The organism is Verrucosispora sp. CNZ293 (assembly GCF_002754655.1).
The window spans coordinates 717,351-742,639 of sequence record NZ_PEFR01000001.1; the positions used below are offsets into that span (position 1 = coordinate 717,351).

The 25,289-nt window shown below is 69.0% G+C and carries 29 protein-coding genes and 2 pseudogenes; 14 read left to right on the forward strand and 17 right to left on the reverse strand.

Annotated elements, in window-relative coordinates; all coding sequences use genetic code 11:
• Positions 1 to 5 precede the first annotated feature (5 nt).
• The 4 genes from CLT74_RS03335 (at position 6) to CLT74_RS03350 (ending at position 3,945) form a co-directional block, all read left to right on the forward strand.
• Complete coding sequence (locus tag CLT74_RS03335; protein WP_099845220.1) at positions 6 to 1,274, forward strand: glutaminase; 1,269 nt, start codon at positions 6 to 8, stop codon at positions 1,272 to 1,274.
• 235 nt (positions 1,275 to 1,509) lie between these two features.
• The gene (locus CLT74_RS03340) at positions 1,510 to 2,235 is read left to right on the forward strand and encodes a flavodoxin family protein (RefSeq protein ID WP_099845221.1); all 726 of its coding nucleotides are present in this window, start codon (positions 1,510 to 1,512) and stop codon (positions 2,233 to 2,235) included.
• A 105-nt stretch (positions 2,236 to 2,340) separates the two neighbouring features.
• Positions 2,341 to 3,279, forward strand: coding sequence for a DUF5996 family protein (locus CLT74_RS03345; protein WP_099845222.1), 939 nt, complete (start codon positions 2,341 to 2,343; stop codon positions 3,277 to 3,279).
• Positions 3,280 to 3,411: 132 nt separating this feature from the next.
• On the forward strand, positions 3,412 to 3,945 hold the full coding sequence (locus CLT74_RS03350; protein ID WP_158240197.1) for a ribonuclease FAU-1 family protein: 534 nt from the start codon (positions 3,412 to 3,414) through the stop codon (positions 3,943 to 3,945).
• A gap of 13 nt (positions 3,946 to 3,958) precedes the next feature.
• On the opposite strand, the pseudogene CLT74_RS03355 reads toward CLT74_RS03350, so the two are convergent.
• Positions 3,959 to 4,536, reverse strand: a pseudogene (locus CLT74_RS03355) (IS5 family transposase).
• A 56-nt stretch (positions 4,537 to 4,592) separates the two neighbouring features.
• Positions 4,593 to 7,334, reverse strand: a complete 2,742-nt coding sequence (locus CLT74_RS03360) for a LuxR family transcriptional regulator (RefSeq protein ID WP_099845224.1) — start codon at positions 7,332 to 7,334, stop codon at positions 4,593 to 4,595.
• Between the two features lie 379 nt (positions 7,335 to 7,713).
• Here CLT74_RS03360 and CLT74_RS03365 point away from each other — a divergent pair, with 379 nt between their 5' ends.
• A complete protein-coding gene (locus CLT74_RS03365; protein ID WP_099845225.1) occupies positions 7,714 to 8,022 on the forward strand; it encodes a GNAT family N-acetyltransferase in 309 nt (102 codons plus the stop codon).
• Positions 8,023 to 8,054: 32 nt separating this feature from the next.
• Here the strand turns inward: CLT74_RS03365 and CLT74_RS30670 are convergent, their stop codons facing one another.
• Complete coding sequence (locus CLT74_RS30670) at positions 8,055 to 8,246, reverse strand: hypothetical protein (protein WP_199172078.1); 192 nt, start codon at positions 8,244 to 8,246, stop codon at positions 8,055 to 8,057.
• 82 nt (positions 8,247 to 8,328) lie between these two features.
• Here CLT74_RS30670 and CLT74_RS30675 point away from each other — a divergent pair, with 82 nt between their 5' ends.
• Entirely contained in the window at positions 8,329 to 8,610 is a 282-nt protein-coding gene (locus CLT74_RS30675; RefSeq protein WP_199172079.1) for a hypothetical protein, read from the forward strand.
• Positions 8,611 to 8,718: 108 nt separating this feature from the next.
• Here CLT74_RS30675 and CLT74_RS03375 read toward each other — a convergent pair whose 3' ends face one another.
• Entirely contained in the window at positions 8,719 to 9,171 is a 453-nt protein-coding gene (locus CLT74_RS03375; RefSeq protein WP_199172081.1) for an inositol-3-phosphate synthase, read from the reverse strand.
• 130 nt (positions 9,172 to 9,301) lie between these two features.
• Here CLT74_RS03375 and CLT74_RS03380 point away from each other — a divergent pair, with 130 nt between their 5' ends.
• Positions 9,302 to 10,141, forward strand: coding sequence for an SAM-dependent methyltransferase (locus CLT74_RS03380; protein WP_486581952.1), 840 nt, complete (start codon positions 9,302 to 9,304; stop codon positions 10,139 to 10,141).
• 63 nt (positions 10,142 to 10,204) lie between these two features.
• On the opposite strand, the gene CLT74_RS03385 is transcribed toward CLT74_RS03380, so the two are convergent.
• A complete protein-coding gene (locus CLT74_RS03385) occupies positions 10,205 to 10,759 on the reverse strand; it encodes a hypothetical protein (RefSeq protein ID WP_143697053.1) in 555 nt (184 codons plus the stop codon).
• A gap of 7 nt (positions 10,760 to 10,766) precedes the next feature.
• Between CLT74_RS03385 and CLT74_RS03390 the strand changes: the two genes are divergently transcribed.
• Positions 10,767 to 11,432, forward strand: coding sequence for a hypothetical protein (locus CLT74_RS03390; RefSeq protein WP_099845227.1), 666 nt, complete (start codon positions 10,767 to 10,769; stop codon positions 11,430 to 11,432).
• On the opposite strand, the gene CLT74_RS03395 is transcribed toward CLT74_RS03390, so the two are convergent.
• Complete coding sequence (locus CLT74_RS03395) at positions 11,379 to 11,720, reverse strand: winged helix-turn-helix transcriptional regulator (protein WP_099845228.1); 342 nt, start codon at positions 11,718 to 11,720, stop codon at positions 11,379 to 11,381. The genes CLT74_RS03390 and CLT74_RS03395 overlap by 54 nt on opposite strands.
• Before the next feature lie 18 nt (positions 11,721 to 11,738).
• Here CLT74_RS03395 and CLT74_RS03400 point away from each other — a divergent pair, with 18 nt between their 5' ends.
• Positions 11,739 to 12,248, forward strand: coding sequence for a DUF4440 domain-containing protein (locus tag CLT74_RS03400; protein WP_199172083.1), 510 nt, complete (start codon positions 11,739 to 11,741; stop codon positions 12,246 to 12,248).
• A 62-nt stretch (positions 12,249 to 12,310) separates the two neighbouring features.
• On the opposite strand, the gene CLT74_RS03405 is transcribed toward CLT74_RS03400, so the two are convergent.
• Positions 12,311 to 13,318 (reverse strand): hypothetical protein, encoded by a 1,008-nt coding sequence (locus CLT74_RS03405; protein WP_099845230.1) that lies wholly within the window; start codon positions 13,316 to 13,318, stop codon positions 12,311 to 12,313.
• 115 nt (positions 13,319 to 13,433) lie between these two features.
• Between CLT74_RS03405 and CLT74_RS03410 the strand changes: the two genes are divergently transcribed.
• Positions 13,434 to 14,099 carry a helix-turn-helix transcriptional regulator gene (locus CLT74_RS03410; protein WP_099845231.1) on the forward strand — a complete coding sequence of 222 codons (666 nt, stop codon included), beginning with the start codon at positions 13,434 to 13,436 and terminating at the stop codon, positions 14,097 to 14,099.
• Here CLT74_RS03410 and CLT74_RS03415 read toward each other — a convergent pair.
• The 5 genes from CLT74_RS03415 to CLT74_RS03435 all read right to left on the reverse strand — a co-directional run bounded on the left by CLT74_RS03415 (position 14,088) and on the right by CLT74_RS03435 (position 17,773).
• Positions 14,088 to 14,483 carry a VOC family protein gene (locus tag CLT74_RS03415; RefSeq protein WP_099851200.1) on the reverse strand — a complete coding sequence of 132 codons (396 nt, stop codon included), beginning with the start codon at positions 14,481 to 14,483 and terminating at the stop codon, positions 14,088 to 14,090. The two genes, CLT74_RS03410 and CLT74_RS03415, sit on opposite strands and share 12 nt — an antisense overlap.
• A gap of 112 nt (positions 14,484 to 14,595) precedes the next feature.
• Positions 14,596 to 15,132, reverse strand: a complete 537-nt coding sequence (locus CLT74_RS03420; protein ID WP_099851202.1) for an ATP-binding protein — start codon at positions 15,130 to 15,132, stop codon at positions 14,596 to 14,598.
• 196 nt (positions 15,133 to 15,328) lie between these two features.
• Positions 15,329 to 15,949, reverse strand: a complete 621-nt coding sequence (locus CLT74_RS03425; protein ID WP_099845232.1) for a DUF5701 family protein — start codon at positions 15,947 to 15,949, stop codon at positions 15,329 to 15,331.
• Between the two features lie 100 nt (positions 15,950 to 16,049).
• Positions 16,050 to 16,829, reverse strand: a complete 780-nt coding sequence (locus CLT74_RS03430; RefSeq protein WP_099845233.1) for an ABC transporter permease — start codon at positions 16,827 to 16,829, stop codon at positions 16,050 to 16,052.
• A complete protein-coding gene (locus CLT74_RS03435) occupies positions 16,826 to 17,773 on the reverse strand; it encodes an ATP-binding cassette domain-containing protein (protein WP_099845234.1) in 948 nt (315 codons plus the stop codon). The genes CLT74_RS03430 and CLT74_RS03435 overlap by 4 nt, the downstream gene beginning before the upstream one ends.
• A 76-nt stretch (positions 17,774 to 17,849) precedes the next feature.
• On the opposite strand from CLT74_RS03435, the gene CLT74_RS03440 reads away from it, so the two are divergent.
• A complete protein-coding gene (locus CLT74_RS03440) occupies positions 17,850 to 18,596 on the forward strand; it encodes a TetR/AcrR family transcriptional regulator C-terminal domain-containing protein (protein WP_099845235.1) in 747 nt (248 codons plus the stop codon).
• Positions 18,597 to 18,685: 89 nt separating this feature from the next.
• On the opposite strand, the gene CLT74_RS03445 is transcribed toward CLT74_RS03440, so the two are convergent.
• Positions 18,686 to 20,203, reverse strand: coding sequence for an endo-1,4-beta-xylanase (locus tag CLT74_RS03445; RefSeq protein ID WP_099845236.1), 1,518 nt, complete (start codon positions 20,201 to 20,203; stop codon positions 18,686 to 18,688).
• A gap of 222 nt (positions 20,204 to 20,425) precedes the next feature.
• Between CLT74_RS03445 and CLT74_RS03450 the strand changes: the two genes are divergently transcribed.
• Positions 20,426 to 20,872 carry a hypothetical protein gene (locus CLT74_RS03450; protein ID WP_486581953.1) on the forward strand — a complete coding sequence of 149 codons (447 nt, stop codon included), beginning with the start codon at positions 20,426 to 20,428 and terminating at the stop codon, positions 20,870 to 20,872.
• Between the two features lie 163 nt (positions 20,873 to 21,035).
• The gene (locus tag CLT74_RS03455) at positions 21,036 to 21,392 is read left to right on the forward strand and encodes a VOC family protein (RefSeq protein WP_099845237.1); all 357 of its coding nucleotides are present in this window, start codon (positions 21,036 to 21,038) and stop codon (positions 21,390 to 21,392) included.
• Positions 21,393 to 21,463: 71 nt separating this feature from the next.
• Here CLT74_RS03455 and CLT74_RS03460 read toward each other — a convergent pair whose 3' ends face one another.
• The 3 genes and pseudogenes from CLT74_RS03460 to CLT74_RS03475 all read right to left on the reverse strand — a co-directional run bounded on the left by CLT74_RS03460 (position 21,464) and on the right by CLT74_RS03475 (position 23,264).
• Positions 21,464 to 22,024 (reverse strand): alpha/beta hydrolase, encoded by a 561-nt coding sequence (locus tag CLT74_RS03460; protein WP_158240198.1) that lies wholly within the window; start codon positions 22,022 to 22,024, stop codon positions 21,464 to 21,466.
• Between the two features lie 339 nt (positions 22,025 to 22,363).
• A pseudogene (gene ybiA, locus CLT74_RS03470) lies at positions 22,364 to 22,756 on the reverse strand (riboflavin biosynthesis intermediates N-glycosidase); the annotation flags it as partial.
• A 121-nt stretch (positions 22,757 to 22,877) separates the two neighbouring features.
• Positions 22,878 to 23,264, reverse strand: coding sequence for a nitroreductase family deazaflavin-dependent oxidoreductase (locus CLT74_RS03475; RefSeq protein WP_199172085.1), 387 nt, complete (start codon positions 23,262 to 23,264; stop codon positions 22,878 to 22,880).
• Positions 23,265 to 23,606: 342 nt separating this feature from the next.
• On the opposite strand from CLT74_RS03475, the gene CLT74_RS03480 reads away from it, so the two are divergent.
• A complete protein-coding gene (locus CLT74_RS03480; protein ID WP_099851206.1) occupies positions 23,607 to 24,086 on the forward strand; it encodes a barstar family protein in 480 nt (159 codons plus the stop codon).
• Between the two features lie 181 nt (positions 24,087 to 24,267).
• Here the strand turns inward: CLT74_RS03480 and CLT74_RS03485 are convergent, their stop codons facing one another.
• Positions 24,268 to 25,152, reverse strand: coding sequence for an alpha/beta fold hydrolase (locus CLT74_RS03485; protein ID WP_099845240.1), 885 nt, complete (start codon positions 25,150 to 25,152; stop codon positions 24,268 to 24,270).
• Between the last annotated feature and the right edge of the window lie 137 nt (positions 25,153 to 25,289).

Sequence of the window (25,289 nt, forward strand, 5' to 3'; positions counted from 1 at the left end):
GACGGATGCGGTCAGTCGTTCCCGACTATCTGGCTGAGGTGCTCGGAGATGTCGAATCGGACACCTCCGGAGCGCCGGCGGGGTACATTCCCGAGCTCGCGACAGCTGATCCGGAGCGTCTCGCCGCGGTCTTCGCCACGGTCGACGGCACGGTCCATGGCGCCGGCGACGTCGATGTCGCGTTCACGATCCAGTCGATCTCGAAGCCGTTCGTGTACGCGATGGCGCTCTCCGACCGCGGCTTCGATCGAGTGCTCACCAAGGTCGGGGTCGAGCCATCCGGGGAGGCGTTCAACGAGATCTCCCTCGAAAGCGACACCGGGCGTCCGCGCAATCCGATGATCAACGCCGGCGCGATCACCGCTCACTCACTCGCCGGACCGGAGAACCTCAAGCCCGTCGAGCGGGTCGACCGCGTCGTTGAGGGGCTTTCGGCGTTCGCGGGCCGTCAGCTGACGGTCGATGAGACGGTGTGCGCATCCGAGATGGAGAGCGCGCACCGCAACCTCGCCATCGCGCACATGCTCCGCAGCCACGACATCCTCACCGAGGATCCCAGGACCGTCGTCGACGGCTACATCCGTCAGTGCTCGGTGCTCGTGACCACCCGGGATCTGGCGATGATGGCGGCGACGCTGGCCAACCGTGGCGTCAATCCCCTCTCGCGCGAGCAGGTGGTGGACGGGGCAGTGGTGCGCCAGGTCCTGAGCGTCATGGCCACCTGCGGAATGTACGACGCCGCCGGCGACTGGGCCACGCAGGTCGGCATCCCGGCGAAGAGCGGGGTGGCCGGCGGACTGATCGGTGCACTCCCTGGTCAGCTCGGCATCGCCACCTTCTCACCGCGACTGGACCGGCACGGCAACAGCGTGCGCGGAGTGTCGCTGTTCGAGCGGTTCTCGTCCGACATGGGGTTGCACGTGATGGAGGTTCCTCCCGCGGCGCGCGCGGTCGTGCGTTCCAATCGGGTACGAGGCGGTGGAGCGGACGCGACCCGGGTTCTCCGGTTGCAGGGCGGAATCCGCTTCGCGGGAGCCGAGCGGATCGTTCGCGAGCTCGTGGAGAGTGCGCCTGCGGAGCCCCGAGTGGTTCTCGACGTCTCGCTTGTGCACTCCATCGACGATGTGGCCCGACGGATGCTCCTGGAGGTCGCGCGTCGGCTCACGCTTGACGGTCACGAGGTCTATCTCGTCGATCCGGAGACGATGATCCCGGATCCGGATCCCGGCGATGGTGGCCGACTCACGGTCATCGACGTACTTGATCGCATGTGATCGTCGGCGTGGTTGAGCGCGCTGACCGAGCAGCACCGACCGATTGACCGGCCGATCCGGCGCGGGCCGCAGCGTCCGACACTCGTTAGGTGGACCCACCGGGCGCGCCGCTGCGCCGGGCAGCAGAGCCCGGTCCTGCCGGATCCTTCGTCTGGACCGACCGACGTCGAGGCGCGAGGGACCTTCGTGTCGACCGACGAGCCCGCGGCACGACCGATCACCAGGAAAGGACCCCATGACCGCGACGGGGATCGAGAAGCCCGATTTCACCGGGTTGCGCGCGATGTACATTAACTGCACCCTCAACCGTTCCCCGGGGCGTAGCCACACCCAGGGGGTGATCGACCGCAGTATGGCGATCATGGAGGCGAACGGGGTCAGCGTGGACCAGATCCGCGCCGTCGACCATGACATCGCCACCGGCGTCCGTCCCGACATGACCGAGTACGGGTGGGAGACCGACGAATGGCCAGCGCTGCTGACCCGGGTGCTGGCGGCCGACATCCTGGTCATCGCCGGACCGATCTGGCTCGGCGACAACAGTTCGGTGACCCGTCGGGTGATCGAGCGGCTCTACGGCTACTCCGGCGTCCTCAACGAGCAGGGCCAGTACGCCTACTACGGGCGGGTCGGTGGCTGCCTGCTCACCGGCAACGAGGACGGTCTGAAGCACTGTGCGATGAGCATCCTCTACAGCCTGCAGCACATCGGCTTCACCGTCCCGCCGCAGGCCGATGCGGGTTGGCTCGGGGAGGTCGGCCCAGGGCCCTCCTACCTCGACGAGGGTTCGGGTGGGCCGGAGAACGACTTCACCAACCGCAACACCGCGTTCATGACCTACAACCTGCTCCACCTCGCGTCGATGATCCGTCGTGCCGGTGGGCTCCCGGCCTACGGCAACCAGCGCACTGCCTGGGACGCAGGAACTTATCCGGACGCCGCCAACCCGGAGTACCGCTGATCATCAGACGGAGGCGAGATGCCTGATCAGCGAACCGGCGGCGCGCCGTAGGTGCCAACGATCACGACCGCCACCTTCGTTACAGCGCCAAGGATGTGACTGAGCATGACAAGCCCGGCAACGAGCTGGCCGAGCCTACGGGTCTCGGACTGGACCGCCACCCGCGAGACCCTGCACATGTGGACCCAGATCGTGGGCAAGATCCGAATGGCCCACGCTCCGCTGCTCAACCACTGGTGGCAGGTGACCCTGTACGTGAGCCCGCGCGGGTTGACGACGTCGACGATCCCGTACGGCACGGGCGCCTTCGAGATCGAGTTCGACTTCGTCGGCCATCGGCTCGACGTGCGCACCAGCAACGGTGGCGCGCGGAGCCTCCCGCTCCGGCCGATGTCGGTCGCCGAGTTCTACTCGCGGGTCATGACCATGCTCGACGAGCTCGGGATCGAGGCACCGATCCGGCCGCGCCCCAACGAGGTCGATCCGGCGATCCCGTTCGCCGAGGACCACGAACACGCCTCTTACGACGGCGCGGCGGCCGCCCTGTTCTGGCGACAACTGTTGCAGGCGAACCGGGTGATCGGCGAGTTCCGGTCGCACTTCGTGGGCAAGGTCAGTCCGGTGCACTTCTTCTGGGGTGGGATGGACCTGGCCTGCACCCGCTTCTCCGGCCGGTCGGCCCCACCGCACCCCGGGGGCATGCCCAACTGCGGGGACTGGGTCATGGTCGAGGGCTACTCCCGGGAACTGTCCAGTTGCGGGTTCTGGCCCGGGGGCGGCGAGGAAGGCGCTTTCTACTCCTACGCCTATCCCGAACCCGACGGGTTCGCCGGGCAGCACGTCGGCCCCGAAGGCGCCTATTTCAGTAGCGAGTTCCAGCAGTTCCTGCTGCCGTACGAGGCCGCCCGCGCCGCACCGGACCCGGACCGCGCGGTTGCCGAGTTCCTCCGCACCACCTACGAAGCCGCCGCGGACCGGGCGAGATGGGACCGCTCCGCGCTGGAGGACGACCCGATGCGGTGGCACCAGAAAGGTGCTCGATGAGGACCAACAGCCGACCGGTGCTCGATCGGTCAACGGCGCACGATCGGACCGGTCGTCGCCGGTGGGCAGCCTAGGGCCTGTCCTGCCGATCATGGTTGAGCGTCGAGTTGTCGTCCTGCGAAGCTGTTGCGTGTGACTGATGGTTCCGAGCGTGAACCGACGCCTGTGACCGTGGTGCGCGACGGGAAGCTGCGCGCGGCGGGGCTGCGTCTTGGCGACGCCATCGTCTACGACTGGGGATTTCACCTCGACAATCGACCGTATGAGCAGCGCAGCTTCGTGCTGCTCGATGATGGGTTCCAGATCAATCAGCCGGTCGTATTTCCAGCCGAGCTGCAGGGCTGGTGGTACTGCGACCTGGTGCGAGTCGCTGATCATGGGAGCGTAGTCATGGTTGACGACTTGTGGATCGACGTGATCGTGGGACCTGGTGACCATCCCTACCGGGTCTTGGATCTCGACGAGTACGCCGCGGCCATGCAAGACGGCGCCATCAGCGTGGGTGAGGCGACCGAGGGACTCATACGGACTCAGCGTTTCCTTGATCGACGTCTCAACCGACGGCACGACCCGCAACGCTCCTGGCCGGACTTCCCACCCGCCAATATCACCGACCTGCTGCACGCCGTATTTCCTCAAGACTGGTCCCTTATCGGCGCCGGATGAACGTCAGTCCCGCTCAGCTGAGCCAGATGACAGCGGCGATGAGGATCAGGCTGGCCCGGTAGAGGGATGCGCATTTGGCGGATCGAGTGGCCAGGTCACGCCATTGCTTGAGGCGGTTGAAGCAGCGTTCCACGACATTGCGCTTCTTGTGGACCACCTTGTCGAAGGCGGGTGGTCGCCCGCCGGCGCTGCCCTTCGCAGCTCGGCGGGCGACCTGGTCCGAGCGTTCGGGGATGACGTGTCGGATGCCGCGTTTTCGCGGGTGCCGGCGGCATGCTGGTGCGTCCGCACGATCGACGAGTCGATGCTGATCGTCCATTGCACCGGTGTGCCGTCATCATGCACCTGCGCCGCGGCCAGGATCCGTTCCCACGTCCCGTCTGCTGTGCATCCGCGCAGCCGTTCGTGGCAGGTCTTCCACGGCCCAAAGCGTTCCGGCAGGTCACGCCACGGTGCACCCGTGCGCAGCTTCCACAAGACCCCGTTGATGACCTGCCGGTGATCCCGCCATCGCCCCCGAGCCCCACCCGGCTCCGGCAGTAGCGGTGCGATCACGTCCCACGTCTGGTCGGTCAACTCACCACGACGCACCACCGGCACATCGTCAATGATCAACCACTACAAGACCGGCAGGCCACGCCCAGGCCCTAACGGAGCCGAAGATCTCCATCGAAGTCGATCCTGGCCAGCTCGGTCCGGGAGGTGATGCCCAGCTTGGGGAAGACGCTGGCCAGGTGGTGTCCGACCGTGCGTGGGCTGATCAACAGCTGCGCCGCGATCTCCCGGTTCGTCAGCCGGTCCGCGGCCAACCGCGCGACCCGCAGCTCCTGCGCGGTCAGCCCGGCAGCGGGCTCGGTTCCGCGAGGTGCCGCCCGCCGGTCGGTCAGAGCCTGCTCGCGCAGCGCCCGCACCCGCAGTGGGTCCGCGCCCAGGCGCTCGAAGGTCTCCGCTGCTGCGGCGAGCTGGGTACTGGCGTCGGCCCGGCGCCGCGCCCGCCGCAGCCACTCCCCGTACAGCAGCCGAGTGCGGGCGTACTCGAACGGCTGCTCTGCCGCCCCCGCGACGTCCAGGGCGGCTCGGAACGACGCCTCGGCCGCCGATCCGGCCTCGGCGAGGGCCGTGAGGCGGTGGCCGGCCGTGCGGGCCCAGGTCGCACCGGTACGCTGCGCCCACTCCTGCACCATGGCGACCTGAGGCCCGACGACGTCGGTGCTGCCGACCTGCACCGCCGCTTCGACGGTGTCCGGGGCGGCGAGCAGCGCGAAGGTGGTGTGGGCGGCCTCGTGGCCGGGCTCGACGAGGCACAGCAGGTCGCTCAGCGCCTCCCGTGGACGACCGTCGAACAACGCCGCTCGTCCACGGATCCAGTACGCCGATGCGCTGAGCGCCCGCACTCCGCGTGGCACCGAGACCCGCAGCATCCGGCTGGTGTGCTCCTCGACGGCGCGGTGCTCGCCGCGAGCGGCAGCCAGCAAGCCGAGGCAGCTGCGGCTCTGTGTGGCGAGGTGATCCGCCCCGACCTCCTCGGCCAGTCGCAGGCCCTCGGCCGCCGCCATCTCGGCCGCGTCCCACCGGCCCGCTGCGGTGTCGAGGACCGCGATCTGGGCCAGCACCAGCGCCAGCGCGGTGAGTTCGTGTCGCCTCCGCAGCTGTGCGGCCTGCACGCGCAGCACGTCGAGCAGGCCGCCGTCGATGCCCCAGGCCTGGACCAACGGCACGGGCGGCAGCAACTCCCACGCGACAGTGCCGAGCTGACCGACGACGTCGCTGGCCAGGTTGCGGGTCGTCGGGGTGGCGTCGCCGGTCACGTCGTAGCAGGACCACCAGTTTTCCAGTACGGGCATCAGCCCCGACACCGCGGAGTCGGCGGCGGTGTTCACGGCCCGCACCCGTCGTAGCGCCTCCTGTTGGAGGTCGGACCGTCCGGCCGACCAGGCGGCGCGGACCGCCACCGTGCCCAGCTCCACGGCGCGACGGGTCTCGGGTACCGCGGCCATGTCGCAGGTCAGGTAATGGTGGGCACGCTCGGGCATGCCGTGTGCGAATTCGAGGATCCCGCGCAGTCCGCCGCTGAGCCGGACGACGGGAAGCACACCGCTGAGGCGTTCAGCATCGTCGAGCAACTGCCGCGCCGCCTCAGCGTTGCCGGCGTGCCAGGCGGCGCGGGCGGCGGCGGCCAGCCGGCGCGTGGCGTCCGCTGGCGTCGGGGACAGCTCGGCGGCCCGACGCAGGGTGCGCGCCGCCATCGGGCCCGCACTGCGTCGCAGGCACTCCTCGGCGGCGTGCTCCAGCAGTGCGGCGACGTCCTCGTCCGGCCCGTCGGCAGCGGCTGCCAGGTGCCGAGCCCGCTCCATGGTGGCGTCCCGCGGCAGGGCCGCAGCCAGCGCCTGGTGCACAGCTTGCCGTTCCGCGAAGGGGGAACCGTCGTAGATGGCTGCCGGGATCAGCGGGTGCCGGAACTCCAGGCGGGTCCCCGAGGTATGGAGCAGGCCCGAACGCAGGGCCTCGTCCCAGGCGGACGTGTCGATGCCCCAGGCGGCCCCGGCCCGGTGCACGACGTGCCTGTCACCCCGGCCCTCGGCGGCGGCCAGCAGCAGTAACGCCCGGGTCGACGGTTTCAGGGCCTCGGCCCGTGCGCAGAATGCCCGCCGCAACCGTGGGCCCACCGGCACCGGGTTCCCGGAGGGCGGGAGGATCGCCTCTGCGTCGGGCTCGCGATCGAGGGTGGGCAGCTCGTGCAGCGCCAGCGGGTTGCCACCCGCCGCCCGTACCGTCCGATCGGCAAGCGTCGCGTCGATCCCCGGCACGACTGCGATCAGGAGCTGGCGCGCGTCCTCGTCGGCCAGACCTCCGACCTCCAGGGCCGGCAACCCCTCCCACGGCCCCGAGGCGGGATCCTCGTGCCCGGTCAGCAGCACCGCGATCGGCTCCGTCGCCACTCGTCGGGCGACGAACCCCAGGCACAGCGCGCTCGCCTCATCGATCCACTGGGCGTCGTCCACCACGACCAGCACCTGTCGCTCCCGCGCAAGACCGGAGAGCAGCGACAGTACGGCCGCGCCGATGAGGAAGCGGTTGGCCGGGTCCCGGCTCAGTCCCAACGCCCCCCGCAACGCCGCAGCCTGCGGGGTGGGGAGCGTCTCCAGCCGATCCAACACCGGCCACAGCAGCTCGTGCAACGCCGCGAACGCCAGCCCCGCCTCCATCCGAGTGCCCCGACACCGCAACACCGTCGCGTCGGACGCCGCCTCGACGGCGTACTCCAGCAGAGCGGTCTTGCCGATGCCCGGCTCACCCCACAGCACGAGCCCGGAACCCGCGCGGTCCGCCGCCCGATCCAGCACCCGGTTCAGCACCGCGGTCTCGGCGCGCCGTCCGAACAGTTCCATGTCCCCCTCCGCCTGACCGCGATGGCACAGCCGGTCAAGGCTATAGCCCGGTCCGCCCATCGTGAGATGACCGATTTGCCGGCCGATCCGCTTCGCCCACGCTGCCGCACACTTGTTCCTGTGACCCCCGCACCAGGTCGTACTGTCGAGGTTCCCGGCATTCCGGGTCATCCGAGCACGGCCGCCACGACGAGCGCGTCCCCCATGACAGCGCGGCTGCGCCCGAGGCGTCAGTGACGCAGTGTCACGACCGCAGGTGACGTGGTGTCACTGTTCGTAGCCGGTGAGCACCGGATACTTGGGGCTGGCCGGGAGCGACGTTTCACCGGACCGCCGCGCCGGTCAGCCCGCAGCGGAGATGAGAGCAGATGGAGAACACATGACATTGAACGTGAAAGATGTCCCCGAAGCCAACCAGTACGAGGCTCGGTTCGAGGGAGAGTCCACGGTTGCGGGGATCGCGCAGTACATCCGCACCAAGGAACTCATCGCGTTCGTACACACCGAGGTTTCGCCGGAGTACGAGGGCAGGGGAGTGGGGGCCGCGCTGGTCCGCGCCGGCCTCGACGAGGCCCGCGCCGCGCGTCTGCTGGTCCTGCCCACCTGCCCGTTCTTCGCGGGCTGGATCGCCCGGCACCCCGAGTACCAGGACCTGGTGTACCAGTCCCGCAGCAGAGTCAGCGACTGAACAGCACGGCGCGGCTGTGCCCTGGTACGGACTCAGTGAGGCAGCCTTTCCACCCAATCAAGCACCAGGTCGACATCCGCGCGAGTCCACCCGATCGCCGGGTCGATCGGCACGAGCAAAGTCGACGCGGTGCGCTGATCGGCCCACTGGCGGCCCGCGGGGGTGTGGTTGTCGTCTATCCACGCCGCCGGCCGGTCACCAACGACGGCGTCGATCGCCGGCACCTTGAGCTCAGGTGCGAACGGCCGGGGAGGTAGGCGGACCACGGGCAGCGGCTTGACCCCCAGTAAGGGAAGGTAGAGCTCGTTGGCGTCCTCGCCCCAGCCGGTCGCCCACCACAACTCTCCGGCAGCCGCCAGCTCACTGATCCAGGCACCGTGGGCGACGCACGGCCTCGACAACATCGAGTACCTGTCCGCCACGGCAAGCGGAGGCGAGTACATGCGCACTGTCCTGGCCGGGACCACCCTGCTGCTGATCGCCGCATCCGTAGCACTCGTCACCACCACGACCGCCGGTATTCAGGTCGTCCGAGGTACCGGAGCGAACCAGCAGCACAAAGCCGTTGCCGGAGCCACAACGGCGTAGTCGTCCGCGTGACGTACGGTCGACGGCAGATTCGGATGCCTGCGGCCAGAGTGCCCCGCGGCGTAGCCCTGCGGCGCGTTCGGTATTCGCCTCAGCGAAGTCACGAAGTCAGGCCGGCGTGCCGGGCGGAGACTTCAGATGCCGCGTTGCTTCGGCCGGGTAGCCACCGCGACCTGACCGCAGAGCGGTGACGGCAGTGCGGATGAGGTCGATGTTGACACCGGCGGCGCCGCTCGGGTCGTGAACCTTGAGCCGTTTGTGAACGACGGAGGCACCGAACCGGCTGGCCAGGCCATCGCCCATGAGCGGGAGACCTGCTTCCTCGAAGCGCGTGAGCAGCGACAAGTCCCGTGCGATCGGGTCTGCAGTGGTGTAGACGAATGCCACACCCGCGAGCAAAGCGGCCTCCGCATAGGCTCGCGCGGTGTCCGGCCGGCCACTCGGCGCGGAGTAGAGCAGAACCTCTGTACCTCTCAGCGCCTCTGTCACCCGCGGGATCGCTGCCGCTTCCGTCAGCCCTCGCTGCACGATCACGCCCGGTGGGGCAAGGTCCGCGTCCAAGCGAGGGAAGTTGTTCGGCGGCGTGCTGGGAGCGATACCACCGGGGCGGCAATCCGCACCGTCCGATCGCTACACTCCCGGACATGGTCCGGGGCCGCCCGACAGGACCCGGTGCGTTGATCAGACTCGGATGGAGACGCCATTGACCCGCGACGAGGCCGCACCCCCCGGAATCGACCTCACCGTTCCCAGCGTGGCGCGGGTCTACGACTACTTCCTGGGCGGTAAGGACAACTTCGAGGTCGACCGGAAGGTCGCCGAGCACGCCCTGCGGATCACTCCGGACGGGCCGGCCGCCGGCCAGGCGAACCGGGCCTTCCTGCGCCGGGTGATCCGGTTCCTCGTCGCCGAGGCCGGCATCGACCAGTTCCTCGACATCGGCTCAGGACTGCCCACCCAGGGCAACGTGCACGAGGTCGCCGCCGAGCACAACCCGAACGCCCGGGTGGTGTACGTGGACAACGACCCGATCGTCCTGACGCATGGGCGGGCCCTGCTCGCCGCGGAGGGCACGGCGACGGTGATCCAGGCCGACATCCGGCGACCGCAGGAGATCCTCGACGATCCGGACGTCCGCCGGTTCCTCGACCTCGACCGGCCGATCGGGTTGCTGCTCTTCGCGATCCTGCACCACCTCGGCGACGACGAGGCGCCGCGAGCGGTGTCGGCCGAGTTGATCGAAGCGCTGCCGTCGGGCAGTTACGTGGCGATCTCGCACTTCCGTGATCCGGGTGAGCGGGACCCGGAAGGCTCCCGTAAGGCCCGTGAGGTCGAGCGGGTCTTCAACGAGTCGCTGGGCACCGGCCGCTGGCGTACCGACGAGGAGATCCTCTCCTTCGCCGATGGGCTGACGCTGCTTGAGCCGGGGCTGGTGCCGCTGGCCGAGTGGCGTCCGGATCCGAGCACGCCCGCGCCGAAGCAGACCGACACCTACCACACCTTCGTCGGACTACTCGCCCGCAAACCGTAGACGGCGTAGCCACCGATCATCGTCAGGATTCCGGTACCGGCGGAACCGGGTGCGGGCCCGCGATCAGCAGAACCGGGTCAGCTCATGGCCCAGACATCGTCGTCGTCTGGGAAGACGTTGGCGGCAGCCGAGTTGCTCGTAAGGTCGGACGAGGTGGGCGCGGCTGACTCTTCGTCGACACGATCCCGCAACGCCTGCTCGACCACGACTCGGACGCTGTCGTCGTCGACCTCCCGGTGGCGTCTCGACGAGAGTCAGCGCCGAGCGCGCGACACCCTTCGCGACGGTAAGGGTCGGCTTGCCACCCACCTTGACACCGCCCTCGGCGTCACCGGTGGCGGTGACGGTCACCAGCGCCGCCGCGATCCGGTCCGCCGGCACGTTCGCGAGCGAGTCCGCGGTGCCCAGGGTGATCTCGACATCGGACCGTTCGGTGGCGCGTACCGGCTCGGGGGTGTGTGGCGGAACGGGAACCACGAGTCCTTCGGTGGATTCGGGCGCGTCGGCGCCGGTGACGTAGCCGACCAGGTCGGCCCGCATCTCCGTGCCCGCTTCGTACCGTAGGTGAACCGACCCGCCACGGACCACACAGGTCAGCGCTGCGCCCGCAGGTGCCACCACACCGATGTTCGATGCCGAGCAGGCCCGCGGCGACGCCGCCCGCCGATGGGCCGGCACCCCGCTGGCCACCGAGCACTGGCTGGAGCAGCCGAGCGGCTTCCCTCGTGGCGACGTGTCGATCGACCCCGCGGTGGTGGCCACCGTCGTCGCGGCTTCGCGTGGCTACCGGCTGACCCGTGGCCACCTGGCGGAGACTGTCGCGTTCGCCGAGTTCCTCGCCGGCGAGGCGTTCACCGCCGAGGAGCGCACCGAGCTGGAGCAGGACGTGGTGGAGGCGTTCGAGGATTCGCCCAAGCGGGCGCTGCAGTCTTTGCGGCCACTGTCCGGCGGAGTGCGGCGGGTGGCCGCTCTCAACCCGGTGCAGCGTGCGCAGCGCCGGCTTCATGCGCTCACCGCCAGCTACCTGATCGAACTGCGCCGCCAAGCCGACGGGCGTGAGCTGAGCCCACTCATGGCGGTGGTGAGCCGGCACAATCCGGTGGTACGGCACTGGGCGTCAGCGGGGGTGGTGCTGGTCGCCGACGCGCTGGCCGCGCGGATGGAGCAGCATCGGTTGGTGCTGCGTCGGCTACCGGGCGGCACTGGAGGTGGCGGATCAGGCGGACTGACTCCAACGTCATCGCGTCCTGGGAGGCTGCTCCGCCAACTCGACGTCGGCGCGCTGCGCTGAGGCTTCACGGAGCAGCGCGTCACCGGTCCGGTAAAGCTCGATCAGTAACGGTCTGAGCGTCTGACCGGCTGCGGTGAGCCGGTAGGCGGTGCGAGACGGAAAGCCCTTCTGGCGGCGGCATTCGATCAGATCGTCAACTGCCAGCCTGGCCAGTCTCTCGCTGAGGACCTTCGCGCTCAGCGCCGGCAACGCGGACCGCAACTGGCCGAACGATCGGGGTCCATGCATCAGTTCCCGCAGGAGGAGCGTCGTCCATCGGCCGCCGACAGCGGCGAGCGCAACCTCCACGGGGCAGGTTGACGTGGGATGTCGTGTCTCGCCGCGGGTGTCCGGGACCAGCTCGCGATCCCAGCCGCCGCTCACCATTTGGTTACCGGCGGCGGGCCCGGTTTCACTTGCCGGGTGACCTCCGATTTCAGCATCCACCCTGACAGTGTCCAGCTGACCGACGACGCCAGCCAACACCCCTGGATCTTCGCTCGCGCCTTCAACTCCGGCGACGCCGCTGCTGTCGAACAGGTCTACGAGCCGGATGGTGTCTTCGTCGCCGCGCCGGGCCAAGCTGTCACCGGCGCGGCCAGGGTGGCGGCCAACAAACGGTTCCTCGACCTCGGCCTGCCCATCGACATTCGCCCCCGGCACGTCTACCTGGCCGACGACATCGCCCTTCTGATCGTCGACTGGACGATCGACGGCCAGGGTGCCGACGGGCAGCAGGTGCACGTGGCAGGCACCGCTACCGACGTGGCACGCCGCGGGCCCGACGGCTGCTGGCGGTACGTCATCGACAATCCATTCGGCACCGCGAGGTTGTAGGCCCGAACCCTCGGTCGTTGCCGAAGGTAGTGCGCCGTTTCGGACGCCAGTATTCAAAGCGGTCACTGCATGGTGGTGGCTGGTGGGTGGTCGAACGAGATCGGGCAGCGGAAGATGTACAGGGCGTAGCCACGGCCGATGCAGACATCGGTGGGGTTGGCCGGAGCCTGCGCCGGTTCCTCCAGCGGCCGCCAGCTGCCGCCCGACCCGTGCCACTCGCTGGAGTCGGCGGTGAACAGCAGCGTCATCGTGGTGCCACACTCCGGGCAGTCCATCGGATGCGGGTCGGTCAACGACCAGTTCGCGAAGCCGCCCACCTTCCAGCCCGGCGCCAGTGACAGGTCGAACTGGTAGTCGACCCCCTCATCGTCGTCGCATTTCCCCTCGGGCTCCTCCTCCCAGGCGGTGATGCGGGCGTCGAGTTCCTCGGGCAGCAGTCCGCCGTACTGGTGTTCGCGTATCTGTTCCGGGTACACGACGCAGGGAGTCGGCAGGTAGGAGTCGTTGACGACGGGTGGTTCGCCAGCCGCGGCCACGGGCCGGCTGACGTCGGCGCTGCGCCGCCAGTACAGGCGTACCCGCGGGTTGTAGCCCTCCTCGGGGTGGTCCAGCGGGCACCACAGCACCTGCAACAGATCGGTGCCGTCCGGGCCGACGAAGTCGGGAACGTCCCGGCGGTACAGCTGCGCCACCGCAACCAGCGGGATCGGCTGGTCCACCAGGCTGTACGGCTCGGAGGAGTCGAGGTCCGGCACCTGCGCCCGCTCCTCGTCGGTCAGGGTGTAACGAGTGCCAGTCGCGTCGGCCCGGGCCTGCGCCGCCGCGTAGATCTCCCGGCTGCGGCGGACCGTCGACGGCGTCTGGAGTTCGTCCACGTAGTGGGTATCCCCATCGGTGCACACGGGCCACGCCTCGTCGGCCGGCCAGAGCAGCGGGCCACCCACCGAACTGTCGGCGACCGTCGGCGTACCCGGCCGGGGATGCAGCCGCGTGGCCGTCGCCGAGTGCTCCCGCAACGCGGGGAAGAGCTCCGTGATGTCCAACGGCCGCGGCGGCGTGGTACGAGTCATGGCCGACGATCCTAACGAGCGGATACGACCGTTCATCTGGTCCCCGCGACCCGGCATCCGCTGCTGGGGCGAGGTTCCGGTGATTTTGTCGTGCCCGGGTGGGAGGGTTGAGGGCGTGTACGAGGAGTTGTCGTCACCGCTGCCGTACGTCGTTGCGTGGCAGAGTGTCACGCCACCGGGTGCTGGGCCGAAGCGCATCGTGCCCGACGGCTGTCTCGACATCATCTGGCGGAATGGGACGGTTTTCGTCGCTGGGCCGGACACGACCGCCCAGGTCGAGCCGGCCTTGCCGGGCAGTCGGTACGGCGCGCTGCGGTTCGGCGCGGGCACCGGGCCCGGTGTGTTGGGTGTGCCCGCCGACGAGTTGGTCGACAGGCGTGTGCCGCTGGACGCGGTGTGGCCGGCGGCCGACGTGCGGGCCATCGCCGAGGCCGACGATCCTGTCTCCGCGCTGACCGCCGTCGCGAGCCGACGCTGGCAAGGTGCCGACCGGGTGATGGTGGCGCTGGCCGGTGCCGCACAGACCGGATCGTCCGTCGAGTCGGTCGCCGAGCGGTGCGGTCTGAGCTCCCGACAGTTGCAGCGGCGCTGCAACACCGCGTTCGGTTACGGGCCGAAGACGCTGCAACGGATCTTGCGGTTGCAACGGGCCCTCGGGTTGGCTCGGTCCGGGCGGTCGTTCGCGTCGGTGGCGGCCGACGCGGGCTACGCCGACCAGTCCCACCTCGCACGTGACGTGCGGGCGATGGCCGGAGTGCCGCTGAGCGCGCTACTGCGGTGACTGGTTCCAGGCGAAGAGGTCCACCACGTTGCCGTCCGGATCGCGTACCTGTGCGTAACGCTGCCCCCATGGTGCGTCCCAGGGAGCGTTGACCGAAGAGTGTCCGGCGGCCACCAGCTCGGCGTGGCACCGGTCCACCTCGACGGCATCGGAGCAGAGAAAGGCCCAGCCGCCGGAGGGCGGCCCCGGCTGGTAGTCCGGATCGAAGGACCGCAACGAGGCGTGTGTGTCCCACATGAGGCGGATACCGTCCGCGACAGTCGTCTCGACGTGCGGCTCCTGCTCGGCGCCGGCCGGGAACTCCAGGCCCAGCCGTCGATAGAAGGAGAGGGACGCCGCCATGTCGGCCACCGCAAGGCCGATCGCGTTGAAGGTGGGTGCCATGACTCCGACCATACGAGCGTGCGGCCGAGGACGTCTTGAACGAATCGGACACCGGCCAGCCGCCCAGGAGGCTGTGCCACCGACGGTCGGGCGGTGCCCCCGGGATCAGGCGTCAGGAGACGGACGGTGGCCAGCGGTGGGCGCGCCAATCGTGCCATGTCGTGAATCCGGGCGGTGGGTCATCGATGGGTTCGCTGCCGTCGAGTTCGCCTGGCGTGGGGATGTCGATGGTGGCAGCCCATCCGGCGAGTTCCTCGTCGGACATGGGCCACGTGGTGTGTGGTGCGTCGGCTTGGCGCCCGTCGCGTCGGCTGCGTTGCTCGGCTGGGGTGAGTGCGAAGTAGCGCAGTTGCACCGTCGCGTCGAGGTCTGCCGCCGCCTGCCGCAGGGCGGAGCGCTCGTCCCGGCTCCAGAGACCGAAGTCGATCACGACGTTGGTGCCGAGTTCGAGGGCGCGTAACCCGATCTGGATGAGTCGTCCTTCGATCACGGCCTGAGCGGATGGGGGATTCTCGTGCCCGTAGAGCGCCTTCACCCATTCGTCTTTCGTGAGACGAAGTGCCGTGTGCTCGATCTCGATGCGCCGCGCGGCGGTGGTCTTCCCGGTGCAGGGGAGTCCCACAGTCAGGAACAGCGTTGGTTGCCTCATCAGCACCCGCTTCCGGTCACCCGTCCGTCCTTGCTGACCTCCGATCATGCCGTTGTCGTCGCGGTGGCGCGCGTCTGTCGTGGCCGGCGGCGGGCCCGGGAAGTGACTTTCTCCGAAGAGCCGGCTGGGAGATGAGAGCCGGTCGCGCTGGAGCCGGGTGCCGTTCCCCGTTGTCCTCCCGGGCCCGCCGCCGTGCTCAGTCGACAGGACTGCGGTTGCGCGCGGAGGCGAAACCGAGCCAGGTATGCCGGTTGCCGGCCCAACACCATCCGATCTTCGGCGCTCGGCGTCGGGCGGTGCCGTCACGTCCGGTTCCGCCGCTGATCCAGATGGCCGGGGTCCGGGCGTCGAGGGTTTTGCCTGTGGGTTTGCGGGAGCCGATGGTCATGAAGCAGTGATTGGGTTCGAGCAACTTGGGTTCCTGTAGCAGCCAGCTGATCCCCTCGTGGATGGTGAGCGGTGTTCGTCCGCGTTCGAGGATGGCTGGTAGCGCCTCGTCGGGACTCCAGTTGCGCATGTCGTCGCCGCGGTCGGGTTCGCGGACGAGATAGAGCGGGCGGTCGGGTAGGGCGAGGCCGTCAATGGGTACGAACTGTTCGAGGTCGACCATGTCGTCGACGACGAAGCCGGGTTTGTCGTGACGGCGCAGCAGCGGCGCCAGTTGACGCGCGGTGGCCAGCTCGGGGTGCACGGCCAGCACGCTCTGGGGCTCGGCTGGCAGCGCGGCGACGCAGGCGGCGAGTTCTGCTGGACTGCTGCCGGTGACGTCGGCGAGTCCGGCGTCGAGCAGGCGTTGCAGTTGGTCGGTCAAGCTCATCTGTTCTCCTGGTGGGGAAGTGGTGCACGGACCATTTGCGAAACCGATCGAGCTGCGGACCGTGGTGCGTACGGGCACCACAGGTCGCGGTCCGGCCGGTTCAGTGGCGCAGCCTGCGGTACGCGCGCGCCGACAGCGGCACGAAGACGGCGGTCAGCAGGAGCGGCCAGCCGACCGCCAGCCACACCGCCCCGTCGACAAGCGGCCCCTCGGTGATGCCTGTCGGGTTGCCGAACAGCTGACGGGCGGCGGACGCCGTCGCGGACAACGGGTTCCAGGCCGCGAGGGCGCCGAGCCAGCCGGGCATCGTCTCGGCGGAGACGATCGCGGTGGACAGGAAGCCGATCGGCCAGACCAGCACCTGCACCGCCACCGTGGCGCCCTCGCCGCGGAAGGTCAGTCCCAGGAAGATGCCGATCCACAGGACGGCGAACCGCAGCAGCAGCAGGAGCAGCACGGCCAGGGCCGCCGATGCCGGATCCGACGAGATCCGCCAACCGATGAGCAGGCCACCGAGGATCAGGACCAGCAGTTCGACGGCCGAGTTGACCATGTCGGCGCCGACGCGGCCCAGCGCCACCGAGGCACTGCCGATCGGCATCGAGCGGAACCGGTTGGTGATGCCCTTGCGGGCGTCGTTGGCCATCGCGGTCGCGGTGGTCTCCACCCCGAACATCATGCTCAGTGCCAGCATGCCGGGCAGCAGGAAGGTGATGTAGTCGCCGCCGCCCGGGACGCTTATCGCGCCACCGAAAAGGAAACCGAAGACCAGCAGCAGCATGATCGAGAAGAGCAGGCCGAAGATGGGTGCCCACGGCTGGCGTACCCAGTGGGCCAGATCCCGCTGGGTGATGACCCAGCCGGCGCGCAGTGTGGTCATCGCGCGACCTCCTTGTCGGTCAGGGTCAGGAACACCTCGTCGAGGGTTGGGCGACGTAGCATCAGGTCCTCCGGGGTGACGCCGAGTTCGTCCAGGGCGCGGACGATCTCGGCGATCGCGACCACGCCCGTGCCGACTTCGAAGGTGATGGTGCGGGTGTCGGTGTCGATCGTGGGCGGTGCCCCGACGGCCGCCGACATCCGCTGCGCGATGGATGCCAGTGGCTCGCGCAGCGGTACCGTGACGCTCACGCGGTCGCCGCCGACCTGGCGTTTGAGGGCGTCGGGCGTACCACTGGCGATGATCCTGCCGTGGTTCATGACGGAGATCCGGTCGGCCAACTGGTCCGCCTCATCGAGGTACTGCGTGGTCAGCAGGACCGTGGTGCCGCGCACGGCGATCTCGCGCACGGCGGCCCATACCTCGTTGCGGGCGCGGGGGTCGAGGCCGGTGGTCGGTTCGTCGAGGAACAGCACCGCCGGGGTCAGGATGAGTCCGGCGGCGATGTCGAGCCGGCGACGCATCCCGCCGCTGTAGGTCGAGACCGCCCTGGTCGCCGCGTCCGTCAGGTCGAAGGCGTCGAGCAACTGGTCGGCGCGCACCCGGGCGTCGGCGGAGTTCAGGCCGTAGAGCCGGCCGAACATCACCAGGTTCTGCCGGCCGCCGAGGATCTCGTCGACGGCGGCGTGCTGCCCGACCAGTCCGATGCGCCGCCGGACCTGGCGGGCCTGGGTGCGCACGTCGAACCCGGCGACGCTGGCGCTGCCGCCGTCCACGTCGATCAGGGTGGCCAGCGCCAAGACCGCTGTGGTCTTGCCGGCGCCGTTGGGCCCGAGCAGTCCGTGGATGACACCGGGAGGCACGCTCAGGTCGAAGCCGTCCAGCGCGGGCACGTCGCCGTACCTCTTGCGTAGTCCGTCGGCCGTCAGGGTGTGCTTCGTCAACGCCCGCTCCTAACTCCGTATGCCTTACGGAAATGGTGCGTGGTACACCGTACACCTCACGGGGTAATCTCCGCACATGGAAAGTCAGGACATCGACCGCACGCTCGGACTGCTGTGGCGGCGCATCCTCGGCGCGCCGCAGGGCTCACGGGGACCGAAGCAGCGGGCCACCATCGATGAGGTGGTCCGGGCCGCGATCGCGGTGGCCGACGAGGAGGGCCTGCCGGCCTTCTCGATGCGCAAGGTCGCCGATCGGCTCGGGCTGAAGCTGATGTCCATCTACACCTACGTCCCGGGCCGCTCCGAGCTGATCGGCCTGATGGTGGACGAGGTGGCGGGCGAGCAGAAACTCCCGCCGCACGAGGGCCCGCTGCGCCAGCGGATGACCCGGGTCGCCGAGCAGTTGTGGGACGAGTTCCACAGGCATCCCTGGCTGCTTCAGGTGGAGAACAGCCGGCCGTGGATCGGTCCGAACGTCTCCGACAGGTACGAGTGGCAGCTCGCGGCCATCGAAGGTGCCGGTTTCACCGATCTCCAGATGCACCAGGTGGTCACGGTGCTGAGCGGGTACACCGCAGGAATGGCACGGGCATCGGTGGACGCACGGCGTACGGCAGAGCGGTCCGGCATCTCCGACGCCGAATGGTGGGAGGTCAACGCGCCGGTTCTCGAGCGGGTGATGCCCGCCGACGCCTACCCGATCTCCGGCCGGGTCGGGCGGGTGGCCGGCGAGGAGTACAACGCGATCGACGATCCGGAACGTTCGTTCCGGTTCGGGCTCGATCGCCTCCTGGACGGGCTGGAGCAGTTCCTCACCGGTTGACGGGCAGGTGTCGTCGATCCGGTCGGAGTGTCGTCACCGCCTGGCCTGTCCTGGACGGGGGCAGGCCGCCCGTCCAGGACAGGTGATGCTCAGGAGGCGGTGCACACCGGGGTCAGGCCGGTGGCGGTACCGACGCCCTGGAAACCGAACTCGGTGTGCTGGCCAGCGTTCACCGAGCCGTTGTAGCTGACGTTGCTGAACCGCACGGTGCCGCTGGTGCCGGTGCGGTTGGCATTCCAGGTGTTGGTCACCGAGGCCCCCGAAGGCAGCGTGAGCTGGACGTTCCATCCGCTGATCGGCGCGCTGCCGGCGGTGACCCGGACGGTGGCGACGAAGCCGCCGGTCCAGGAGTCCAGCGAGACCGTCGCCGAGCACCCGGTGGTCGGGTTCGGTGGCGTGGTCGGTGGCGTGGTCGTCGGCGGCGGCGTGGTCGGATCGACAGGTGGCGTGGTCGGCGGTACGGACGGCGTCACCGGCGGCGTGGTCGGCGGTACGGTGGAGTTGCGGCCCTTGTTCAGCTCGTCGAGGACCGCGTGGTAGGCGGCCTTCTTCTGGTAGCTGCCGTTGCCGCCGGTGAACAGCAGGCCCCGCTCCGAGGAGCGCCACGACTCGCTGTCGGAAATGCCCCAGACGGTGATGCCGGTGCACTGCGCGACGTTCAGGCAGGCCCGGACCACCTTGCGGTAGTTCTCCGCCTGGCCCGTGCCGATGTCGTTGTTGCTCAGGTCGTCGTCGATGTCCAGCTCGGTGATGTGCACCTCGACGCCGAGGTCGGCGAAGCGCTGGATGTTGGCCTGCAGGTCGTTGGTGATGATGCTGTTCGGGTTGTCGTTGAAGTGCGCCTGGAACCCGACGCAGTCGATGTACTGCCGGTAGTTGCGGACGATGTCGTACAGTGCGTCGGCCTTGCGGTTCGGGGCACCGCCCTGGACCGTCAGGCCGTCGACGTCGTAGTCGTTTATGCAGAGCTTGGTGGTCAGGCCGCCGGCCTGCACGACCTGCTTGGCCCGGATGAACGAGTCCCGGATGACGTCGGTGTCGCCGGAGTCGAAAAAGTCACCGTCGCCGTTCGCGTCCCGGTTCATGGTGTGCGGCCACTGGTTCCGACGCCGGCCGGTGTTGTTGTCCTCCAGCGCCTCGTTGACCACGTCCCAGTACGCGATCCTGCTGCCCCAGCGGTTGATGGCGTTGCCGATGAAGGTGTTCAGCGTCGCCTGGCTGGCCCCCTGCAACGCGCCGGCCTGCGAGTGCCAGACCAACGTGTGCCCACGGACCAGCATGTTGTTGCTCTGGGCGTGGTTGACCAAGGTGTCCGCACCGCTGGTGTTCTGCAGCCCGCCGCTGGAGGTGGCGATCCGGTCCGGCTTCATGTCGTTCTCAGGCGTCAGTTGACTGAACTCCTGACCGACGATCGGGTAGAGCCGGTTGGGTGAGGCGGCGACGCCGAAGAACAGCCCGGCCTTGGCGGCTGCGGCCCGCAGCGTGGTCTCGGCCGCAGCGGCCGGCGTGCTCGACTGGACCACCACGGCGCTGCCGATCAGCAACAACACCGCCGTGGGCAACGCTATTCGAGCAGCCTTCTTACGCTGCCTCAGGTCGCTGTTCACCGGACCTCCTGGATGCTTGACCTCAGCAATCGACGCACATGCATGCCCCGAAGGGTCAGTGTCGATACCGGCCCGCCGCACTGTCAACAACTTCCGGAAACGTTCCGGAAACCCGTCACGTGGTGCGAGAGCCGACGGATGATGCGCGGGCGAAGGGACAACGAGCAATCGGTGGTGCCTCGTACGATCAGATCCTGGAGTGGGTGCGGACGGGGGTCGTCGATGCGTGTCGGAAAGATCAGTCGGGCGGCGGCTGCTGCCACGCTTACTCTGCTCGCGTTCGGCTGCGCGGCCCCGGGCACCCGGGCCGGCGGCCCGGAGACGACACCGACAAGTGCGCCGCCGTCGCCCTCAGTGGTGGCGGAGCCGACCGGCCCGCGGGCGGACGCGCCCCCGAACCATGGCGACAACAACAGCTGGAAGCAGCGACGCGAGCTCTCCGAAGCGGACGAGCGCACCGGGAAGAAGCTCGCCGCGCGGATCCGGCCCAAGCTTGAGGCACTTCGCGCGGCAGGGGACTTCGCGCCGGCGTCCACCCAACGAGCGCTGATCGACCTGGGCATCAAGGCAGACGCGATCGAGGTCACCGCCATGCGAACCCCGATCTGGCAGGAGACGACCCCACCGGGGCGGTGTACGCGGTGCACTTCGCGCAGGTGGGCTGCGTGATCGGGGACGTGCGACCGGAACGAGTGATGGTCGAGGTGACCGCAGCTGCTGTCGAGTTCGGGTGCCTGGAGCCGTTCTCGCATTGACGCCCTTCGCCACCAGGTTCGGCGGCGGGGGAGAAGTTCTCGCCTCCTCGATGGACGTGTCCTGACAGGATCGGCGCATGGCGTACGTCTGGTCCGGTGTGACGATCGACTGCCTTGACCCCGAGCGGGTAGCGCGATTCTGGAGCGCCCTGCTCGGTCGCGAGCCCGGCCCGTCCCAGCAGGGCTGGGTCTACCTGGGCGAGCGAGGCGACCCGCAGCCACGGCTGGTTTTCCAGCCAGTGTCTGAGCCTCCGATCGGCAAGGTGCGGATTCACCTCGACGTCTCCGTTGACGATATCGACGAGGCCATGACGGCGGTCATCGATCTCGGCGGCCGGTCCACAGGTGAGCGGCACGATTACGAGGGCGGTGTGGTCGTGGTCATGGCCGACCCGGAGGGCCACGAGTTCTGCCTGGTCGAGTACTACGGCTGACGGCGGCGCCCGGACGCACGTTCATCGGCCACGGGTGGGTGTTCGGGCTCCGGGCCACGCTCGCGGGGGCGTCAGCGTTGTTCCGGCGGCACGGACTCGGCCAGGGAGCGGACCAGGCGATGACCGTCGGACCACGCGCCGAACCCGGTCTTGGAGTCCAGGTGCCCGACCGCGCCCGCGTCGTACAGTTCCGAGCCCCAGTCTCGCGCGTATGCTGCGAATTGCTCGAAGGTCGCATGGGGATCGTTGCGGCTGGCGACCAGGATCGAGCGGAAGGGCAGTGGCTCGCGTGGCACGTGGCCGATGAAGACATCGACGGTCTCGTGCGGGTCGGGGGTCCAGTCCGGATCCAGGTACGGTGGCGTCACCAGCAGGGCGCCACGGACGGAACCGACGTGTTGGCTGGCCCAGACGGCGACGGTCAGGCATCCCGCGCTGTGCGCCACGAGGACCGTCGGCTCACGCGCGGCGCTTATCGCGGCGTGCAGTGCGGCGACCCGTTCGGCGGCGACGTACGGCGGGCCGGGCGGTTCGGGTGCCCATTGGTACTCCGGGTGGTCGCTGACCCACGTACGCGACCAGTGGTCGGGCAGTGGCACCCCTCGACCGGGCACGACCAGGTAACGCGTCACGCTCAGGAGGGTAGCGCGATGACACGGGGACCGAATTCGATCCGCCTGTCGCCGACGCTCGGCCTCGGGCATCTGACGGTTGCGCGACAGGGGAGGTCATGAGTCGGTCGCCGACGCGAATGCCGACACGGCCACCCCATCACATCGACCGGGTTGGATCGGCTACGGGCGTCGTTGATCGTCGATGAAGATGTCCTCGATCGTCAGGTTGAACAGCTTGGCGAGACGAAATGCCACAGGCAGGCTCGGGTCGAACTTCCCCGTCTCGATCGCGTTCTTGACACGACTGCCGCACGCAGCCACGAGAGTCTCTGACGGTGGTCGGCCCTGCTGGGACGACTACCGATCCGATTCCTCGTGGAGGGAGTCGCGTACGCGCATGAGCGCGAACCCGAGCAGGTTGAGGCCTCGCCACCGAGCCGGATCGGCGGCGGCGGGGTCGTCCCGGGTCAGTCCGATGCCCCAGACCCGGTCCACCGGGCTGGCCTCGACGAGAACCCGCCGTCCGGTGGCGAGCAGGAACGTGCGCAGCTCCGCGTGCTGTCGGAACTTGGCCAGGTTGCCGGCTACGACGATGTCGAAGCGGTGCTCGTCCCAGGTCTGTTGGTCGAAGCCGGTAACCCGACCGCCGAGCACCTTGGCCGCGTGGGGATGTGGCGCGGCGAGTACCCGCTCGGCCATCGCCTCATCACCGAACAGGGTGGCCTTGCGCCACATCATGTAGTGCTCGGCGCCAGAAGAACAGCAGCTTGATCCGCTCTCCCCGCGCGTACGCAGCGATCAGATCCGTGACGCTCCGACCTGAATCCAGCATGATCGTCAGGGTGCGACAAGGGGCTCAGCACACCACACGTCAGCGTCCGTCATCGACGGCAGGGCCGCGCTCGTCGATCGGGAGAAGTTCGAAGACGGGGTGGCGATCAGCTTCGGCCACGAAGTCCTCGACCGGCGCGTCCTTGTCCGCTCTGAAGTACGGCCGGGTAGCCGCGGCGACGGCGACGTAGCGCTTGAGTACCGGTCCGGCCTCCGCCGCCGAGATCTCACGAACGGCGTAACTCCGCCGGTCGCCGCGTCGGGCCAGGCCGACTCGTCCGGCGGCGCGGGCGTTGTGCACCCACGACACCGCTCCGTAGGGTGCGACCAGCCATTGTCGCCCCTCGTGCCGGACCACCGTCGCCGGGTGCGTGAGCGGCCGGCCGGTCTTGCGGCCTGTCGTGGTCAGCAGGTACGTGCTGGGCACCAGGCCCGCTCGGACGAACACACCGATGACGGCGTCGCCTACGCGTCGCCCCCGGCCGGGGCGGAACTGCCGGGCTCCACGGGGCTTGTCTGGCCCTGGTTGGCTGGGCGTCGTGTCAGTCACCGCTACCGTCTTCCATCGCTATCGGGCTGGTTCGGGGAACCCGTCCAGCCTGTTCGGTCCGGGCCATCGGGTCAAGGCGAGTCGACCAACTCGCCCGGGCGTGGTACCCGCAACCTCCAGCTCGCCACGCCAGGGGCGGCAGCCCACGAAACGGCCACCCGAAGCTGCGCCTTCTCGGCGGCGACGATCGCTGGGAGGATTTGATCGAGGGTGGACAGGATGACGGACGAAGGGTGGCAGGGATTGCGTGGTCCGCTCGTGGTCTGCTCGCGTGGCTCCGTGGTGGAGTTGGCGGCGGTGTTACCCGTCTCCGGCAGATTCGTGGTCGCCCGGCTTGACGGCTCGAGGATGGCGGATGCCGACCGCGTCTTCTATGACCTCTCGGATGCCTTGCTCTTCCCCGGCTACTTCGGCTGGAACTGGAACGCGCTGTCTGACTGCCTCCGAGATCTGCATTGGCTGCCGGCGGACGGCTACCTGGTGATCGTCGACAACGCGCCCCAGCTGTTGCCGGACAGCGCCCAGGACCGACACGTGCTCTTCCGCATCCTCGCCCGTGCGGTTCGCCACTGGGCCAGCCCGCTCGGTCGACCGCAGGGGCAGGTCACCCCGTTCAAGGTCCTGTTGCTGTGCGACCGCGACGAAGAGGCAGCGCAACTGCGGCAGGACATCACCCAGGCCCTCCACAACGGGCGCTGAAAGTCCGAACCGCCGACCGATACTGTGGGCTATACAGCAGACCGCCCGGGTCATGACCGCGTCCGGACCAGCTGCCGGGGGAGCCGACGTCACCCACCTGCCGGAAGCAGGGGCGACAACGTGATCCGTGCGCCGCCCCTGCTTCCGGCAGGTGGAACGCTCAGGTGGTTGCGTACGTCGCTCAGCGATTGATCAGTTCCCGGACCCAGGCGAGCATCGTGCTGCTGTAGTCGGAGCTGATGAATTCGAGTGTGTCGGCGCCGCCGACGGTCGGCAGATGAGTGCAGCCGGCAAGCCGGTGGATGGTCAGGTCGCGGGTAGCGGCGGCGCGCCGCCACACGGCGATGCTGTCCTCGGCGGGAGTCCATTCGTCGGCCGCGCCGTAGAACAGCAACGTCGGGCAGCGCACCTGGGCGATGACCGGCTCCGGATCGTAGTCCATATCGTCCCATGTGCCGGGATAGCTGTGCAGGTCGCGCGGGACGTACACGAGTGGGAACCACGGCCGGTCGGCGTACCGGTCGATGACCGCCTGAGCGGTTTCCCGGTCGATGTGCCCGCGTACGACGCCTTCGAGTGCTTCTCGCAGGCGGGTCAGGTCGGCCAACTCCGTCCTTCCGTGGCCGCGTAGGAGCAGCTGCTGCGCCGTCCCGTACCGCATCTGGACCGCCGGGCTCACCCCGCTGCTGGCCACCAGCACGAGGAAAGAGACCAACTCGGGTCGACGGGCCGCGACCGCGGCCGCGGGCCAGGCGCCCTGGCTCCAGCCCCACAGGCCCACCGGGACGTCGCCGACGCGTCGGCGCACCTCCGCGACAGCCGCCATGGCGTCGTCGGCCTGGACGGCGTACGGCACGTCGCCCCGCTCACGCGGGCGACGGTCGAAGCGCAGGACCGCCACGTCGGCCGCGGGAAACGTACGCGCCAGGTGTTCGTACAGGAAGTACGAGCGCTGCGGCACGCCAGAGCCGTGCAGGACGACGACCGCGCCACGCGCCGGCCTGTCCGGCGGCACGTCCAGCGTGGCTGGTAGGGACACGTCGCGAGCATCGATGAACAGCTCCATCCTGCGGGAGCTTACCGCCCCGTGACGCCGTCGATGGGCTCCCGCAGGACCAGGCCAGGAGCCTCCATGCCATATTCCGGCCGCTATCGATCATGACGTTCGCATAGGGTTTGACACATTTGTCACCGCCAACTTCA